The organism is Janthinobacterium sp. SUN211, assembly GCF_030587315.1.
GTDB classification, from domain to species: Bacteria; Pseudomonadota; Gammaproteobacteria; order Burkholderiales; family Burkholderiaceae_D; genus Janthinobacterium; species Janthinobacterium kumbetense.
Window position 1 is genome coordinate 16,054 of sequence record NZ_JAPWIC010000008.1, and the last position, 14,607, is coordinate 30,660.

General features: G+C 62.4%; 15 protein-coding genes. 8 read left to right on the forward strand and 7 right to left on the reverse strand.

The features are described from left to right. Nucleotides 1-31 precede the first annotated feature (31 nt). From O3301_RS23105 to O3301_RS23115, 3 genes are all read left to right on the forward strand, one after another. The gene (locus O3301_RS23105; RefSeq protein WP_034781335.1) at nt 32-349 is read left to right on the forward strand and encodes a ferredoxin; all 318 of its coding nucleotides are present in this window, start codon (nt 32-34) and stop codon (nt 347-349) included. 35 nt (nt 350-384) lie between these two features. Beyond that, on the forward strand, nt 385-1,038 hold the full coding sequence (locus O3301_RS23110; RefSeq protein ID WP_305057616.1) for an alpha/beta hydrolase: 654 nt from the start codon (nt 385-387) through the stop codon (nt 1,036-1,038). 114 nt (nt 1,039-1,152) lie between these two features. Beyond that, a complete protein-coding gene (locus O3301_RS23115) occupies nt 1,153-2,298 on the forward strand; it encodes a D-alanyl-D-alanine carboxypeptidase family protein (RefSeq protein ID WP_099668326.1) in 1,146 nt (381 codons plus the stop codon). A 70-nt stretch (nt 2,299-2,368) separates the two neighbouring features. On the opposite strand, the gene O3301_RS23120 is transcribed toward O3301_RS23115, so the two are convergent. The 3 genes from O3301_RS23120 to O3301_RS23130 are packed head-to-tail and all read right to left on the reverse strand — an operon-like array spanning nt 2,369 to nt 6,299. Further along, the gene (locus tag O3301_RS23120) at nt 2,369-3,766 is read right to left on the reverse strand and encodes a cytochrome c (RefSeq protein WP_305057617.1); all 1,398 of its coding nucleotides are present in this window, start codon (nt 3,764-3,766) and stop codon (nt 2,369-2,371) included. 14 nt (nt 3,767-3,780) lie between these two features. Next, a complete protein-coding gene (locus O3301_RS23125) occupies nt 3,781-5,568 on the reverse strand; it encodes a GMC family oxidoreductase (protein WP_257218818.1) in 1,788 nt (595 codons plus the stop codon). Between the two features lie 38 nt (nt 5,569-5,606). Next, nucleotides 5,607-6,299 carry a gluconate 2-dehydrogenase subunit 3 family protein gene (locus O3301_RS23130; protein ID WP_289900485.1) on the reverse strand — a complete coding sequence of 231 codons (693 nt, stop codon included), beginning with the start codon at nt 6,297-6,299 and terminating at the stop codon, nt 5,607-5,609. Nucleotides 6,300-6,529: 230 nt separating this feature from the next. On the opposite strand from O3301_RS23130, the gene O3301_RS23135 reads away from it, so the two are divergent. Further along, entirely contained in the window at nt 6,530-7,093 is a 564-nt protein-coding gene (locus O3301_RS23135; RefSeq protein ID WP_218965297.1) for a TetR/AcrR family transcriptional regulator, read from the forward strand. Nucleotides 7,094-7,149: 56 nt separating this feature from the next. Continuing rightward, the gene (locus O3301_RS23140) at nt 7,150-8,076 is read left to right on the forward strand and encodes an aldo/keto reductase family oxidoreductase (RefSeq protein ID WP_305057618.1); all 927 of its coding nucleotides are present in this window, start codon (nt 7,150-7,152) and stop codon (nt 8,074-8,076) included. Here O3301_RS23140 and pssA read toward each other — a convergent pair. Beyond that, nucleotides 8,073-8,813 (reverse strand): CDP-diacylglycerol--serine O-phosphatidyltransferase, encoded by a 741-nt coding sequence (gene pssA / locus O3301_RS23145; RefSeq protein WP_289907057.1) that lies wholly within the window; start codon nt 8,811-8,813, stop codon nt 8,073-8,075. The two genes, O3301_RS23140 and pssA, sit on opposite strands and share 4 nt — an antisense overlap. A gap of 269 nt (nt 8,814-9,082) precedes the next feature. On the opposite strand from pssA, the gene O3301_RS23150 reads away from it, so the two are divergent. Together O3301_RS23150 and O3301_RS23155 are read left to right on the forward strand one after the other, a co-directional pair. Next, nucleotides 9,083-10,036, forward strand: coding sequence for a CAP domain-containing protein (locus O3301_RS23150; protein ID WP_369812230.1), 954 nt, complete (start codon nt 9,083-9,085; stop codon nt 10,034-10,036). Nucleotides 10,037-10,144: 108 nt separating this feature from the next. Next, nucleotides 10,145-10,780, forward strand: a complete 636-nt coding sequence (locus O3301_RS23155) for an Hpt domain-containing protein (protein WP_099666169.1) — start codon at nt 10,145-10,147, stop codon at nt 10,778-10,780. A 9-nt stretch (nt 10,781-10,789) separates the two neighbouring features. Here O3301_RS23155 and O3301_RS23160 read toward each other — a convergent pair whose 3' ends face one another. Beyond that, nucleotides 10,790-10,990, reverse strand: coding sequence for a hypothetical protein (locus O3301_RS23160; protein WP_077408887.1), 201 nt, complete (start codon nt 10,988-10,990; stop codon nt 10,790-10,792). A gap of 179 nt (nt 10,991-11,169) precedes the next feature. On the opposite strand from O3301_RS23160, the gene O3301_RS23165 reads away from it, so the two are divergent. Next, nucleotides 11,170-12,888: a M1 family metallopeptidase gene (locus O3301_RS23165; RefSeq protein ID WP_305057619.1), complete on the forward strand. Its 1,719-nt coding sequence runs from the start codon at nt 11,170-11,172 to the stop codon at nt 12,886-12,888. Between the two features lie 23 nt (nt 12,889-12,911). Here O3301_RS23165 and O3301_RS23170 read toward each other — a convergent pair whose 3' ends face one another. Further along, nucleotides 12,912-13,211, reverse strand: a complete 300-nt coding sequence (locus tag O3301_RS23170; RefSeq protein ID WP_305057620.1) for a hypothetical protein — start codon at nt 13,209-13,211, stop codon at nt 12,912-12,914. 9 nt (nt 13,212-13,220) lie between these two features. Continuing rightward, entirely contained in the window at nt 13,221-14,600 is a 1,380-nt protein-coding gene (gene mnmE / locus O3301_RS23175) for a tRNA uridine-5-carboxymethylaminomethyl(34) synthesis GTPase MnmE (protein WP_289919953.1), read from the reverse strand. Between the last annotated feature and the right edge of the window lie 7 nt (nt 14,601-14,607).

Consider the following 14,607-nt stretch of genomic DNA (forward strand, 5'->3'; position numbering starts at 1 on the left):
TGGCGCATTGATGAATCAGCAGGAGAATAGTATGAGCGACGCACCGTATTTTGAACGCCACGTTTTTTTCTGCATGAATAAACGTGAAGACGGCCGCAACAGTTGCGGCGACCATGGCGCGGAAGCGGCGCAAAAACATTGCAAGCGCCGCATCAAGGAACTCGACATGAATGGCGCGGGCAAGATCCGCATCAACCAGGCCGGCTGCATGGACCGCTGCGAAGAAGGCCCGCTGCTGGTGATCTACCCGGAAGCGACCTGGTACACCTATGTCGACACCAGCGATATCGATGAAATCATCGATACGCACCTGGTGGGCGGCAAAATTGTCGAACGCCTCAAGATTTAATGCCAATTTAAGAGATACCCACCAGTATGAGCATCATGAACAGAAACTCGGAAAAATTTACCCTCGCCGGCCATGCAGGCAGCATGGAAGGCTTGCTCGATTTCCCGGCAGACACTCCGCGCGGCATCGCCCTTGTTGCCCACCCGCATCCGCTGTACGGCGGCACGATGGATAACAAGGTCACGCAAACCCTGGCGCGCGCGTTTGTCGCGCTCGGTTACGTGGTGGCGCGCATCAACTTCCGCGGCGTGGGTGCTTCCGAAGGCGTGCACGACCATGGCGTGGGCGAGACGGACGACATGCAGTTGCTGTATGAACACATGCGCGGCCTGTATCCGGGCTTGCCCGTGGCCTTGTCCGGTTTCTCGTTCGGCACCTTCGTGCAATCGAAACTGCAGGAACGCCTGGCCGCCGCCGGCACGCCCGCCGAGCGCCTGGCGCTGATCGGCAGCGCGGCCGGCAAGTGGGCCATGGCGGACATTCCCGCCGACACCATCCTGATCCACGGCGAACTGGACGACACGATTCCCCTGTCCGCCGTCTTCGACTGGGCCCGTCCACAAGACATTCCCGTGATCGTGATCCCCGGCGCCGACCACTTTTTCCACCGCAAGCTCAATCACATCAAGAACCTCGTGATTGCCCTGTGGCATGGTGACAAACCCGCAATAGCAGCAGATGATCATTGAAGTGTGGGCTTACTAGCGCCTCCACGGCTATAATTGATCCGTTTTTTCCACGCGGCCATGCAGGTAGCAACAGCATGGCCCTCAGCCTTCATCTTTTTCTCGCAGACCAGCCCCATGAAAAAACTTTTAGCGGCACTGGCCTCCAGTGTATTGTTCTTTTCCGCCGCCTACGCCCAGAGCGTTCCAGCCCCGACCATCGCCGCCAAGTCCTGGCTGTTGCTTGACGCCACCAGTGGCCAGATCATTGCTTCGCAAGATCCGGACGCGCGCATCGAGCCGGCTTCGTTGACCAAGATCATGACGGCTTACCTGACGTTTGCCGCCATCCGCGAAAAGAAACTGGCGCTGGACCAAAAAGTGAATGTGTCCGTGCGTGCCTGGAAAGTCGATTCGAGCAGCTCGAAGATGTTCATCGACCCGGCCACGCCCGTGTCGATCGACGACTTGCTGCATGGCCTGATGATTCAATCGGGTAACGATGCCGCCGTGGCTCTGGCTGAAGCCGTTGCCGGCGATGAAGGCACCTTCGTCGTGCTGATGAACCGCGAAGCGCAACGCATGGGTCTGAAAAACACGCGTTTTGCCAATCCGCATGGCTTGCCTAGCCCAGATAACTATTCCACAGCACAAGACCTGTCCGTGCTGGCCAAGCGCGTGATCGCCGACTACCCGGAATTCTACAAAATCGATTCCGTGAAAAGCTTTACGTACAACAAGATCACCCAGCCTAACCGCAACCGCCTGCTGTGGCTGGACCCAACCGTGGACGGCATGAAGACGGGCCACACGGAAGCGGCCGGCTATTGCATGATCGCCTCGGCCCGCCGTCCAGGCGGCACGGGCGAGCGCCGCCTGATCTCCGTGGTGCTGGGCACCACGTCGGACCAGGCCCGCACGCAGGAAAGCCAGAAGCTGCTGAACTGGGGCTTCCAGAACTTCGATACGGTCAAGCTGTACTCGAAAGGCCAGGCCGTGGCCACGCCGGAAGTGTGGAAGGGCTCGAAAGGCACCGTGAAAATCGGTTTCGCCCGCGATGTGCTCGTCACCGTACCAAAAGGCACGGCTGCCAAGATGAAACCTGTGCTGGAACGCAAGGACCCGCTGGTCGCGCCACTGGCTGAAAACGCGCCTGTCGGCAAGCTGAAAATGATGGTCGACGACAAGGTCCTGCTGGAACTGCCGGTCGTTGCGCTGGAAACCATCAACCAGGCCACGATCTTCGGCCGCGCCTGGGATTCGATGCGCCTGTGGTTGAAATAAGCAGTTAGCGTTCCCCATAAAAAATGCCCGCAGATACTGCGGGCATTTTTTTCGTCTTGCGTTACGTCAATTACTTCGCCGGCAAATCCTTCAAGTGCGGCTGGCGCGCCACGGGCGGGAAGGTGCCGTGGCGGCCTGCCGCAAACGTCGCTTCCGTCTGCGATGGCTCCACCGGCACGGACACCTTGCGCACCTTGGCCACCTGCGCCGCCGTCACGGGCGTGCCGCGGTTGCCCCAGCTGGTCTGGATGAAGGTCACCACCTGGGCGGTCTGCTCATCGTTGAAGATGTCGGCATACGGCGCCATCGTCAGCGCCGACGGCGCCGTGCGCGTGGCGGGCACGGCGCCGCCCGACAGCACGATGTTGATGGCAGACGTGGGATCGTTCGTCTGCAGCACGGCATTGCCGGCCAGCGCAGGGAAAGCCTTGTCGTAGCCCTTGCCGTCGGAACGGTGGCAACCGGCGCAGCGGTCCAGGTACAGCTGCGCGCCCGTGGAATTGACGATGCCGCTGAACAATTGCTTGCCCAGCTTGTCGTCCGCCACGAAGGCAGGCGTGGCCGGATTCGATGGCGGCAGGGATTTCAAATATTTCGCCATCGCCGCCAGGTCGCCATCCGTCATGTGCTGCATGGAATGGGCCACCACGTCGTTCATGGCGCCGAACGAGGCCGTATGGCTGTTGCGGCCCGTCTTGAGGAATTCGGCGATCTCCGCCGCGCTCCAGCGCGCCAAACCGCCGCCGTGTTCATTGCGCAGCGAGGGCACGGACCAGCCGTCGATCACGCCGCCGCCCGCCAGGAAGGTGGTATTGCCCTCGTCCGTCAGCGACTTTTCCTGCATGCCCACGCCGCGCGCCGTATGGCAGGCGCCGCAGTGGCCCAGGCCCTGCACCAGGTAGGCGCCGCGCAGCAATTGCGCGTCGCCCGTGACCGGCGTTTTATACGGCTGCGGCGTGGGAGCGAAGGCCCAGCGCCAGATGGTCAACGGGAAACGCATCGACAATGGCCACGGGATGTCGGCCGCCTTGTTCGGCGTCGGGTCCGCCTTCACGCCATGCATGAAGTAGGCGTACAACGCCTGCATGTCCGCCTCGCTCAGGCGCGAGTACGACGGATACGGCATGGCCGGATACACGGTATAGCCGTGCTTGGTCACGCCCGTGCGCATCAGCTTGTCGAAATCGGCAAAGCTCCAGTCGCCGATGCCGGCCTTCTTGTCCGGCGTGATGTTGGTGGAATACACCTTGCCGATCGGCGTTTCCATGCCCAGGCCACCCGCGAACGGATGGCCTTTCGTGCCGGCCGTATGACAGGCGATGCAATCGCCCGCGCGGGCCAGGTATTCGCCCTGGCGTATCAGCTGGGCGTTCGGAGTGGTGGCAGCGGCCGTGGTGGCGGACCAGGCAGTGCCGGAGGCGAGCGCCAGCAGCAGCGCGCCCACGGTATGGGTGAATGTGTTGTTCATCTTCTTGTTCTTCATCAAGCGACCAGGGGACGGGGATCTTTCAGGTATTGCTCGCGGATGGCCTTGGCCGACCAGTAGGTCAGCGCGCAAGCGAGGCCCGTCGGGTTGTAGCCGATGCCGACCGGGAACACGCTGGAACCGACGGCAAACACGTTGTGCACGTCCCAGCTCTGCAGGTAGCGGTTGACGACGCTGGTCTTGCGGTCCGCGCCCATGGCCGTGCCGCCCGCCCAGTGGGTGGTCTGGTAGTTGCGCAAATCGAGGTGGTCGCCCACGTTCTTGACGGACACCTTGATAGCTTCCGGATTCATGGCTTCGGCCACCTTCATCATCTTGTCCGTGACGAAACGGCTCATCTTGATGTCGTTTTCCTTCCAGTCGAAGGTAAAGCGCAGCAATTGCTGGCCATACTTGTCCGTATAGGTGGGGTCGAGGTCGACATAGCAGTCGCGATACGTCATGTTGGCGCCGTGACAGTCGAAGGAGACCGTGTTCAGGTAGCTCTTTTTGACGGCCTTTTTCCAGGCAGAACCCCAGGCGGGCGTGCCGTCCGGCGTGGCGATGCCGGAAATCGGCTTGGAGCCGGCCGGGTTGCACCAGGCGGGCGAGCCGCCCACAAAGCCCAGCGGGCCATGGTCGAAGTTGTCGCCATTCCAGTCGTCGAGCGCGACGCCGGTGCCGCCGGCGCCGATGAACGGGTTCGTGTTCGTGTCTTCCTTGAAGAAGGTCTGGATGGTGGACATCATCTGGTAGGCGATGTTGCGTCCCACCACGCCTTCATTGCTGACGGGGTCATATGGCTTGCCGATGCCCGACAACAGGAACAGGTGCGCATTGTTGTAGGCAAAGGCACTGGCGATAACCAGGTCGGCCGGCTGCTCGACGGCCTTGCCATCCGCATTGATATAGGTCACGCCCGTCGCGCGTTTTTTGCTGCCGTCGAGGTTGATGCGCACGACGTTGCAGTTGGCGCGCAATTCGAAGTTGGCCACCATGCGCAGGGCCGGCATGATGTTGACGTTGGGCGAAGCCTTGGAATAGTTGTAGCAGGCGTAGCCGGAGCAGAAGCCGCAGAAGTTGCACGGTCCCATCTGGCAGCCGTACGGGTTCGTGTACGGGCCGGATGCGTTCGACGAAGCGTTGACGAACGGGTGGTAGCCGACGGCCTTGGCCGCGCGGCGGAACAGTTCGGCCGTGTACGGCACTTTTTGCGGCGCCAGCGCGTAATTGTCGGAGCGGTCGCCCTCGAACACATTGCCGTCGCCGACGACGATGCCGTTGACCTTATATGCCTGGCCCGAGGTGCCGAAGACTTTTTCCACAAAATCGAAGTGCGGCTCCAGCTCGGCGTAAGTCACGCCAAAGTCCTGGATCGTCATGCCTTCGGGGATGAATTTCTTGCCGTAGCGGCGTTCGTAATGGCTGCGGATCTGCAGCTCTTCCGGCAAGACGCGCCAGTGCATGCCCGACCAGTGCAAGCCCGCGCCGCCCACGCCCGTGCCGGGCTTGAAGGCGCCGATCTGGCGGTAGGGCACGGCCACGCCCGTGATGCTGTGGCGGAAGGTGAACGTGCTTTTCGACATATCCTGGAACAGCTTGCTGCGCTGGATGTAGGTCAGCTCGTCGAGGGTCTTCGGATAGGCGCCGTCGGGATAGGTGTCGCGGTACTCGCCGCGTTCCAGCGCGACCACGTTCAAGCCCGCTTCCGTCAATTCCTTGGCCATGATGGCGCCGGTCCAGCCGAAGCCGACAATCACGGCATCGACAGGCTTCATTTTTACATCTGGTTTGATATCACTCATGATGGTTTTTCTTTTTCTTTGATCTGCTACAAAAAGTCTTATGCGATAGAAACAGGGGGCAGCGGGTATTTCTTGCCATACTGTTCCACCCAATCCATGTAGTCGGCGCGCGCGCCGGGGAAACCGACCATCTTCCAGGCCAGCATGTCCTTGTTGCCGCCGTGCACGGGATCGCAAAAGTAACCTTCGCGCGTGTTTTGCAGCAATTGATTAAAGAAGACCTTGGCCGGCACTTCGCCGATGTCCAACGTCCCCTTTTGCAATTGCGTGATGACGGCGTCGCGCTCGGCCCCGTTCAGCTGCACGAAAGGCTTGCCGGACTGTTTATGGACGGCTGCGTTGACGCCGGCCAGGGCGCTCTTGTACAGCTCGCGCGGCGCCATGTGGAACTGGTAGCCGAACTGTTCGATCGACGGCACGAACGGCCCCTGCATGTACCACAGCGCGCCATACGCGTAGGGCGTGTTCATCTGCGCATCGATGAATTCATGCGCGCCCGATTCCAGCGCGCCCGGCCCTTCGCCGTCGGCGGGGATCAGGCGGTCGACCAGCGCCGTCAGGGTGGCCCATTCGGTGGCGTCGAAAAAGCGCGGTTTGTAGGCAGGCTGGTCCTTGGAGACGGCCATGGCCAGGCCGCCGCCGGCGCCGGCCAGCAAGGCCACGGCAGGCGCGGCGCCGACGGCCTTGCGCAGGAAGTTACGCCGATGGGGCGAAATCCCGATGATTTTCATAGGTTTTCCTCAGGCGGCACGAGCCGCCACAGTGATGGATGTGGGAGTCAGAGAGAAAATGCGGACACGCGCCGCGGAGAGTGCAGATTTCACGTAGAGATGACTGGAGTATCGCGGCGCGGCGTACCTGCCTGTCGGTTAATTGATCAGGATGATTGACAAGCAGTTGCTTTACATTTACGGTGCGCATCGTACCATAATTAAAAGAAACATTCAGAGACAGGTTAGACGTGATCAAAAAAGAGGCAGTGGCGCGTGGCCGCCCGCGCAAGGCGGGTGTGGAAGATGCGGTATTGGAAGCGATCGTCATGCTGGTGCGCCTGCATGGGCTCGACGCGGTGACGATACAGATGGTTGCCGACGCTGCCGGCGTGGGGCGCCAGACGATCTACCGGCGCTGGCCGCGCCGCGAAGACATGCTGCTCGATGCGCTCGTCAAGCGTACGGCGGAAAAGCTGCAGCGCGCGCTCGACATGCCGGACGGCCAGGAAATCGAAGCGATCTGCGCGCGCATCTTCGACAACCTGAACGCCGACGGCCGCTTCACCTGCGATCTGCTGGTGCTGATCCACAACGATGCGGCGGCGCAGCTGCGCTTTCGCGAGCAGATCGTCGCGCCGTGGATCAGCCTGGTGGTGCAGCGCCTGCTCAACATCGGCGTGCGCGCCGACCTCGACCTGCGCCTGTTCGCCTTCATGCTGCAATCGGCGCTCGTGTACCAGATGCAGCTGGGCGGCCAGCTCGATGCGGCCTTGCAGGAGCGGTGTTGCCGCTTTATCCGCAGCATGCTCTAGATTAGCTGGCTATAATCGTGGCGAGTCCCCTTACGCCACCATCAGAAAGCCAGCCCATGAGCCATGTATTTCCCGCCAGCCTGCAAGCGCCGCGCAGCCGTTTGAGCAGCAACGGTCCCGAACTGTCGCGCATCGTCGCCGGCATGTGGCGCATCGGCGAGTGGAATATGTCTGCGCAGCAACGCCTGGCCTTCATCGAACAATGCCTGGCGCTGGGCGTGTCCAGCTTCGACCATGCCGACATCTATGGCGATTACAGCGCCGAAGGTCTGTTCGGCGAAGCGCTGGCCCTGCAGCCGGGCTTGCGCGACAAGATGGAGCTGGTCAGCAAATGCGGCATCAAGCTGCTGTCGCCGCACCGTCCCGGCCATGCCATCCAGCATTACGACACGAGCGCGGCGCACATCACCAGTTCCGTGGAACAGACCTTGCGCCAGTTGCAGACGGACCGCCTGGACTTGCTGCTGATCCACCGCCCCGACCCGCTGATGGATTTCGACGAGATCGCCGGCGCCTTCACGCAATTGAAAGCGGCGGGCAAGGTCTTGCACTTTGGCGTGTCGAATTTCAGCCGCCACCAGTTCGAGTGCCTGCACCGGCGCTTCCCGCTGGTGACGAACCAGGTGGAATTTTCACCGCTGCACGTGACACCGCTGTTCGATGAAACTTTCGACGGCTTGCAGGACGTGGGCGTGGCGCCGATGATCTGGTCGCCGCTGGCGGGCGGACGGCTGTTCCAGGGCGGCGATGCGAATGTGGAGAACTTGCGCAATGTCATCAAGCAGATCGCGGATGAACTGCAGCGTCCGTTTGCCAGCGTGGTATTCGCCTGGATCATGCAACTGCCATGCCGCCCCCTGCCGCTGACGGGCACGGGCCGCATCGAAGCCGTCGGCGTGGCCGTGGAAGGCACGCAATTTGCGCTCAGCCGCAGCGACTGGTTCGCCATCCTGCGCGCCGCGCGCGGGCACGAGGTGGCTTAGTCTATCTCGTCCGGGTCATTAAAGACTTGCGGCAACGCAATACCCCGCCAGCCCAGGTGCCACGCCAGGTTGAGCGCCAGGGTGGCGCCGATGTAGACGGCGAAGAACAGCGCGAAGAAGCTGGTCTTCAGCCACACCAGCAGGGCGACGGCGACGATCAGCACCAGCAGCGCGGCCAGGCTTTTCTTTTGCTTGGAGCTGGGGAAACGCAAGGTCGACACCATCAGGCTGCCCACGCCCACCAGCAATAGCATCAGCAAATAGCTGTGCAGCATGGAATCGATGGGCGCCGGCCAGGCCACCACGACGGCCGCCACGCACGCGGCCCCGGCCGTGATCGGCATGCCGACGAAATACAGGGGATCCGTCCGTCCCACGTTCACATTGAAGCGCGCCAGGCGCATGGCGCCGCAGGCGACAAAGAAGAAGCTGGCCATGCCGCCAAAGCGCAGCAGCAGCGGATCGTGCACGCCCATCTGCACGAAGCCGTAGCAGTACAGCAATACGGCCGGGGCGCAGCCGAAATTCATCACGTCGGCGATGGAATCGAGCTGCACGCCGAACTGCGAGCTGGTGTTCGTCAGGCGCGCCACGTAGCCGTCGAGCGCGTCGAACACGCCGGCCAGCACCAGCAGCGCGGCCGCCAGCCGGTAATCGGCGGGGTTGCCGACACCGGCGTTATCGACGGAGATGACGATGCTGGCAAAACCGCAGGCTATCGAAAGCAAAGTCACCATGCTGGGCAAGGCGTATTTGGCGCGCTGCAGGCGCGACTTGGGCAATGTGTTCAAATTTGTGGGCAATCAAAGTAGCGGAAATGAGGCAACGCAGCGGCAAACGCTGCACTATGCTCATTCTACCCTGCGCAGCTGCGGCACCGTCTGCGCACGAGCACGCGACATATCTTGTCATTGATGCTCTACGGCACATAAAAATGCCTTAGAATCGTTTCACAGGGCAGCACGCCGGCCCCCACCGCTGCCCGCCTACCTATACAGGAGTCAACTTGATTGTCTCGTCACTGCGTTGGAAGTACTGGATACCCGCCCTGCTGAGTGCAGCCCTGCTGAGCGCCTGCGGCGGCGGCGATAACGGCGGCAAGACGTCGCTGAACACCTCGACCCAGGCCGGGCAGCTGACACAGGAGCCGGGCGCTCCCGTCCTCAGCAACAATATCGCCACCGATGGTTTCAACTGGATCAATTACCGGCGCGGCCAGATCGGCCTGGCGCCGCTGGTGCGCAATAGCCAGATCGACAACGCGGCACTCGGCCACTCCAATTATCTGAACAGCAATAATGTGGTGGTGCACAATCAAGTCAAAGGCAAGCCCGGCTTTACCGGCGAAACACTGTATGACCGCCTGACCGCGTCCGGCTATGGCGTCACTTCCGTCTGGGGCGAAGTCATCGCGGGCGTGTCGACCAATTCCGGTTTCTACATGGCGGAAAACCTGATCACGGCCGTGTATCACCGCTTCCTCATCTTTGAACCGGTCTTCAAGGAAGGCGGCGCCGGCGCGGCCGTCAACAACAGCGGCTATGCGTATTTCACCACCGACCTGGCGGGCAACAGCCGCTACGGTCCCGGCTTGCCGGCCGGCCAGATCGTCAGCTACCCGTTCGACGGACAGACCAAGGTCGCCACCAGTTTCGCCAGCAATGAAGAGGAACCCGATCCCGTACCCAACCAGGACGTGGTCGGCTACCCCATCAGCGTCCATGCGAATTTCGACGCCACCCTCAGCGTGACGACATTCACCGTGCGCCAGCGTGGCACCGGCGCGGATTTGACGGTACGCCTGCTCAGCAAGGAAACCGATGCCGTCAATACATCGCGCTCGGTAGCCGCCATCATCCCGCTGGCCCCCCTGCTGGCGGCCACCACCTATGACGTGAGTTTCATCGGCAAAGTCAATGGTGCGAGCGTCACGCGCAACTGGTCATTCACGACGCGTTAGTCTGGCAGCGTCTGCCAAGCGGACGCAGTAGCGAGGGCAACTGGATGTAAAATGATAGATATTGCGTGAATGCAATTGACAAGTTTTGGGGCCCTCTGCACACCAGGCATGATGAAACCACACGCCACTTGCGATGATGATGCCGCCCTCGCGGCATCCGACATGGTCCGTATTCTCGATGTCGAGAACGGACTGGGCCGCATCATGGGCGACCGCATCCTGTACCTGAAAATCCTGCGCCGCTTCCTGCATGACCACGGCACCACGCCGTGCCAGATCCGCGCCGAATTCGACACGGGCAACTATGCCTCCGCGCGCCTGAAGGCGCATACCTTGAAGGGCGCCGCCGGCATGATCGGTGCGCACCACGTGCACGGCCTGGCGGAAACGCTGGAATCGGCACTGCGCGCGCAAGCGCCCGACCTGGCCCGGCAGATGCTGCAGCTGGAACTGGCGCAAGATCAATTGCTGGGCGCGGTCAGCAGCATGCTGGGCACGCCGGAGGCCACCCATACGGCGGCGCAGGACGTGGCGCCCGATCCGGCCGCGCCCGCCATCCAGCTGCTGCTGGCGCGCCTGGCCAGCCACCTGCGCGAAGGCGACGGCGCAGCCATCGACATCCTGGAAAACTCGGCCAGCCTGCTGGCGGCCAGCCTGGGCGTGCACGTCTACCAGGAAGTGGCGGCTGCCGCGCATGAGTTCGACTACGACGGCGCACTGGCGGCGCTGCTGCGGCGCCGCTAATTACCGAACTCAAGGGTGGTATTGCGCCTCTTCCGCGTAAGCCATGCCACAGCTCTTGCCGCAAAAGCGGCGCACGGCGTCGAGCGGCTTGTCGCAGTACCAGCACGCGCCTTTCGGCGGCAAGGTGGCGATCAATTCCGGCATGGCGGGCAATCGTCGCGCCACGACCTCATCCCCGCATTCCACGACATCCGGCTGTTTGCTGTCCATGGCGCTTCCTTTCCTAGCGGCACTTCAAGGCCGCTCAGCAAGATTACGTCAGCGCAGTTTGAAGCCCATGACATTTCTCAACGGCGGCCACGCTTGCCCCATCGGCGCCGTGAAATTTCCAAACGACAACATTGTCACTTCACACTACAATCAGTGTTCCGTCCACTTGCGCGCCTGCCATGAAACACATCCCCCTGCTGCTCTCCTGCTTGCTGCTCTCCTGCTTGCTGCTCAGCGCCTGCGCCACGCAGGCGCCCACCGCCTACACCCTCAATTCGGGCGCCGAACGCACGCCGGAACAATTGGCGGTGGTGTTCGAACACGCCGACCTGACCTTGCGCATCGACCCGGCCAACCGCAGCATCGCCGGCGACGCGCGCCTGACCTTCCTGGCGACGCAGCCGATCTCGCGCTTCGCGCTGGACCTGGACCGCAGCCTGCCCGTCGATGCCATCGAAATCGACGGCAAGGCGCTGCGGCCGCAAGACTACGCCAACCCGGACGGGCGCCTGAGCATGACCTTGCCGGCCACCCTCGCGGCCGGCGCGCGCACCACCATCCGCGTCGTCTACCACGGCGTGCCGCACGTTGCCGTGAAAGCGCCGTGGGATGGCGGCATGGTGTGGTCGAGCACGGCCGATGGCGCGCCGTGGATCGCCAGCGCCGTGCAAGGCGAAGGCTGCGACCTGTTCTGGCCCTGCATCGACCACCCGATGGGCAAGGCCCAGCTGATCGACCAGCACATCCAGGTGCCGGCGCCGCTGGTGGCGGCCAGCAACGGCGTCGCGCTTGGCATGGATGAGGCCGACGGCTGGCGCACCTGGCACTGGCGCGCCAAGCACCCGAGCACCTATGGCATCGCCCTCAACGTGGCGCCCTACCGCAGCCTGCAGGGCGAGTACGCTAGCCGCTACGGCAACCGCATCCCCCTGCAATTCTGGTATCTGCCGGAAAGCAAAGCCAAGGCGGGCGCCCTGTTCGCGGAATTGCCGCCCATGCTAGATTTTTTTGAAAGCGTCATCGGCCCCTACCCGTTTGGCGATGAAAAGGTCGGCATCGCCGAAACGCCGCACAAGGGCATGGAACACCAGACCATCAATGCCTATGGCAACAAATTCGCCAAGACCAGCTATGGCTACGACGAACTGCTGCAGCATGAATTTGCGCACGAATGGTTCGGCAACCAGCTCACCAACAGCAACTGGGACGACATGTGGCTGCACGAAGGTTTCGGCACCTACATGCAACCGCTGTACATGCAATATCTGCGGGGAGAGCAGGAATATTTTGCTGCGTTACAGCAAATGCGCGCCGGCATCGCCAACAAGGCGCCCATGGTGTCGGGCAAGCCGAAAAGCGAGGAAGAAGTCTACGACGAGAAAAAAGGAGGGCCCGGCGGCGACATCTATGCCAAAGGCGCGCTGGTGCTGCACACCTTGCGCGGCCTGATCGGCGACGACGCCTTCTTCCGCGCCGTGCGCCTGCTCGTCTACGGCACGGAACAGCCGCAGCCGCAGCCGGGCCAGTTCCAGCCCCGCTATGGCAGCACGCAGGAATTCATGGCCATCGTCAACAAAGTCACGGGCAGCAATTACGACTGGTTCTTCCAGACCTATCTGTACCAGGCCGCGCTGCCGGAGCTGTCCGCCGTGCGGGACGGCGACACCTTGCGCCTGCTGTGGAAGACGCCTGCCGACCTCGCCTTCCTGATGCCGGTGGAAGTGCGTATCGGCAAGGAAATCCATACCGTTTCCATGGCGCTGGGCTTTGGCGAACTACCCCTGCCGGCTGGCGCCACGTACACGCTCGACCCGCGCTCGCGCGTGCTGCGGCGGGCCGAGCATATCGAAGCCTTCCAGACATTCAGGGAAGAGCAAGCCAAGCGCAAGAAGAGCTGAGCCGCCGCAACACAGGGCAGCCGTTATTTCCGGAAACTGCGCACCGCGTCATTGGCATTGTCGGCAATGACTTTTTCCAGCTTCGGCTGTCCCGCATACTTGGCGGACAGCCGTTTCCACTGCCGCTGCGCCTGGCCGCAAAAAGCGGCCACGGCTTGCGTGATCTCGCGCTGGCGCGCCTTGTCGTTGTCATCCCACTCGCCGGCAAAGTGTTCGCACATTTGCGCATGATCAATGAACTGCACCACGTCGCGCGGCAGCTTTTCCTCTGCCTGAGCCAGCAAGGGCAGGCAGCACAGTACGGCAGCGATCAACATTTTCATCGTGTGCCCTTACTTGCCGATGCAGAAACGGCTGAAAATCACGCCCAGCAGATCGTCAGGCGAAAACTCGCCCGTGATGCTCGACAGCTGCACTTGCGCCAGGCGCAGTTCTTCCGCAAACAGGTCCAGCGACTGGTCGTCCTGCGCCGCGTGTTCGGCGGCGATGTCCAGATGCTTGCCGGCCGATTTGAGCGCAATCAAATGGCGTTCGCGCGCCAGGTACAGCGATTCGCCCGTCTGCTGCCAGCCGGCGATGCGCAGCAGCTCGGCGCGCAGCAAGTCGATGCCGATGTGCTCGTGCGCGGACAGATACACGTGGGTGGCGTCGGGCAGGCTGTCGACGCTGGGCTTGTGGCCCGACAGATCGATCTTGTTCCACACGCGCACCACCGGCACGCCCTCGGGGAAGGCGGCGACGATGGTTTCATCGGCCAAGGTCGGGCCATGATCTGCGTCAAGCAAGTGCAGGATCACGTCGGCCTTGCCGATCTCGCCCCAGGTGCGTTCGATGCCGATGCGCTCGACGGCGTCGATGGTGTCGCCCGCGCTGCGGATGCCGGCCGTGTCGATGATGTTGAGCGGAATGCCTTCGATCTGGATGGTTTCGCTGACCTTGTCGCGCGTGGTGCCGGCGATCGGCGTGACGATCGCCACGTCGGCGCCCGCCAGCGCGTTCAGCAAGGATGACTTGCCCACGTTGGGCTGGCCCGCCAGCACGACATTGAGACCTTCGCGCAGCAGCGCGCCCTGCGCCGCCTGCGCAAACACTTTATGCAATGCTTCGATGACGGCCTTCAACTGGCCGCGCGCATTCGATTTTTCCAGGAAGTCGATCTCTTCTTCCGGGAAATCCAGGGTCGCCTCGACCAGCATGCGCAATCCCGTCACCTGTTCGACCAGCGCGTGGATGGTGTTCGAAAACGCGCCCGACAGCGATTGCGAAGCGGACTTGGCGGCAGCTTCCGTGGAGGCATCGATCAGGTCGGCCACGGCTTCGGCTTGCGCCAGATCAAGCTTGTCATTCAAAAACGCGCGGCGCGTGAATTCGCCCGGCTCGGCCAGGCGCAAGCCGCTGTCCTTACCCGCTTCCAGCACGCGCGCCAGCAGCAACTGCAGCACCACGGGGCCGCCGTGGCCCTGCAATTCCAGCACGTCTTCGCCCGTGTACGAGTGCGGGCCCTTGAAATGGATGGCGATGCCCTGATCGATGATGGCGCCGTCGCTTTCCGTAAATGGCAGGTAGGTGGCGTGGCGCGGTTTCAGCGCCTGCGCGCCGAACAGGGCCGTCATTAACGGAGCGAGGTTTTTGCCGGAGGCGCGTACCACGCCGATGCCGCCGCGCCCGGGAGCGGTGGCGATGGCGGCGATAGGGGAAGAGTCGAGTTTCATGGGGATA

Coding starts and splice junctions, on each gene's coding strand:
- O3301_RS23115 (WP_099668326.1), top strand. CDS start 1,153: ATGAAAAAACTTTTAGCGGCACTGGCCTCCAGTGTATTGTTCTTTTCC.
- mnmE (WP_289919953.1), bottom strand. CDS start 14,600: ATGAAACTCGACTCTTCCCCTATCGCCGCCATCGCCACCGCTCCCGGG.
- O3301_RS23125 (WP_257218818.1), bottom strand. CDS start 5,568: ATGAGTGATATCAAACCAGATGTAAAAATGAAGCCTGTCGATGCCGTG.
- pssA (WP_289907057.1), bottom strand. CDS start 8,813: ATGGTGACTTTGCTTTCGATAGCCTGCGGTTTTGCCAGCATCGTCATC.
- O3301_RS23110 (WP_305057616.1), top strand. CDS start 385: ATGAACAGAAACTCGGAAAAATTTACCCTCGCCGGCCATGCAGGCAGC.
- O3301_RS23165 (WP_305057619.1), top strand. CDS start 11,170: ATGAAACACATCCCCCTGCTGCTCTCCTGCTTGCTGCTCTCCTGCTTG.
- O3301_RS23105 (WP_034781335.1), top strand. CDS start 32: ATGAGCGACGCACCGTATTTTGAACGCCACGTTTTTTTCTGCATGAAT.
- O3301_RS23140 (WP_305057618.1), top strand. CDS start 7,150: ATGAGCCATGTATTTCCCGCCAGCCTGCAAGCGCCGCGCAGCCGTTTG.
- O3301_RS23160 (WP_077408887.1), bottom strand. CDS start 10,990: ATGGACAGCAAACAGCCGGATGTCGTGGAATGCGGGGATGAGGTCGTG.
- O3301_RS23170 (WP_305057620.1), bottom strand. CDS start 13,211: ATGAAAATGTTGATCGCTGCCGTACTGTGCTGCCTGCCCTTGCTGGCT.
- O3301_RS23130 (WP_289900485.1), bottom strand. CDS start 6,299: ATGAAAATCATCGGGATTTCGCCCCATCGGCGTAACTTCCTGCGCAAG.
- O3301_RS23120 (WP_305057617.1), bottom strand. CDS start 3,766: ATGAACAACACATTCACCCATACCGTGGGCGCGCTGCTGCTGGCGCTC.
- O3301_RS23155 (WP_099666169.1), top strand. CDS start 10,145: ATGATGAAACCACACGCCACTTGCGATGATGATGCCGCCCTCGCGGCA.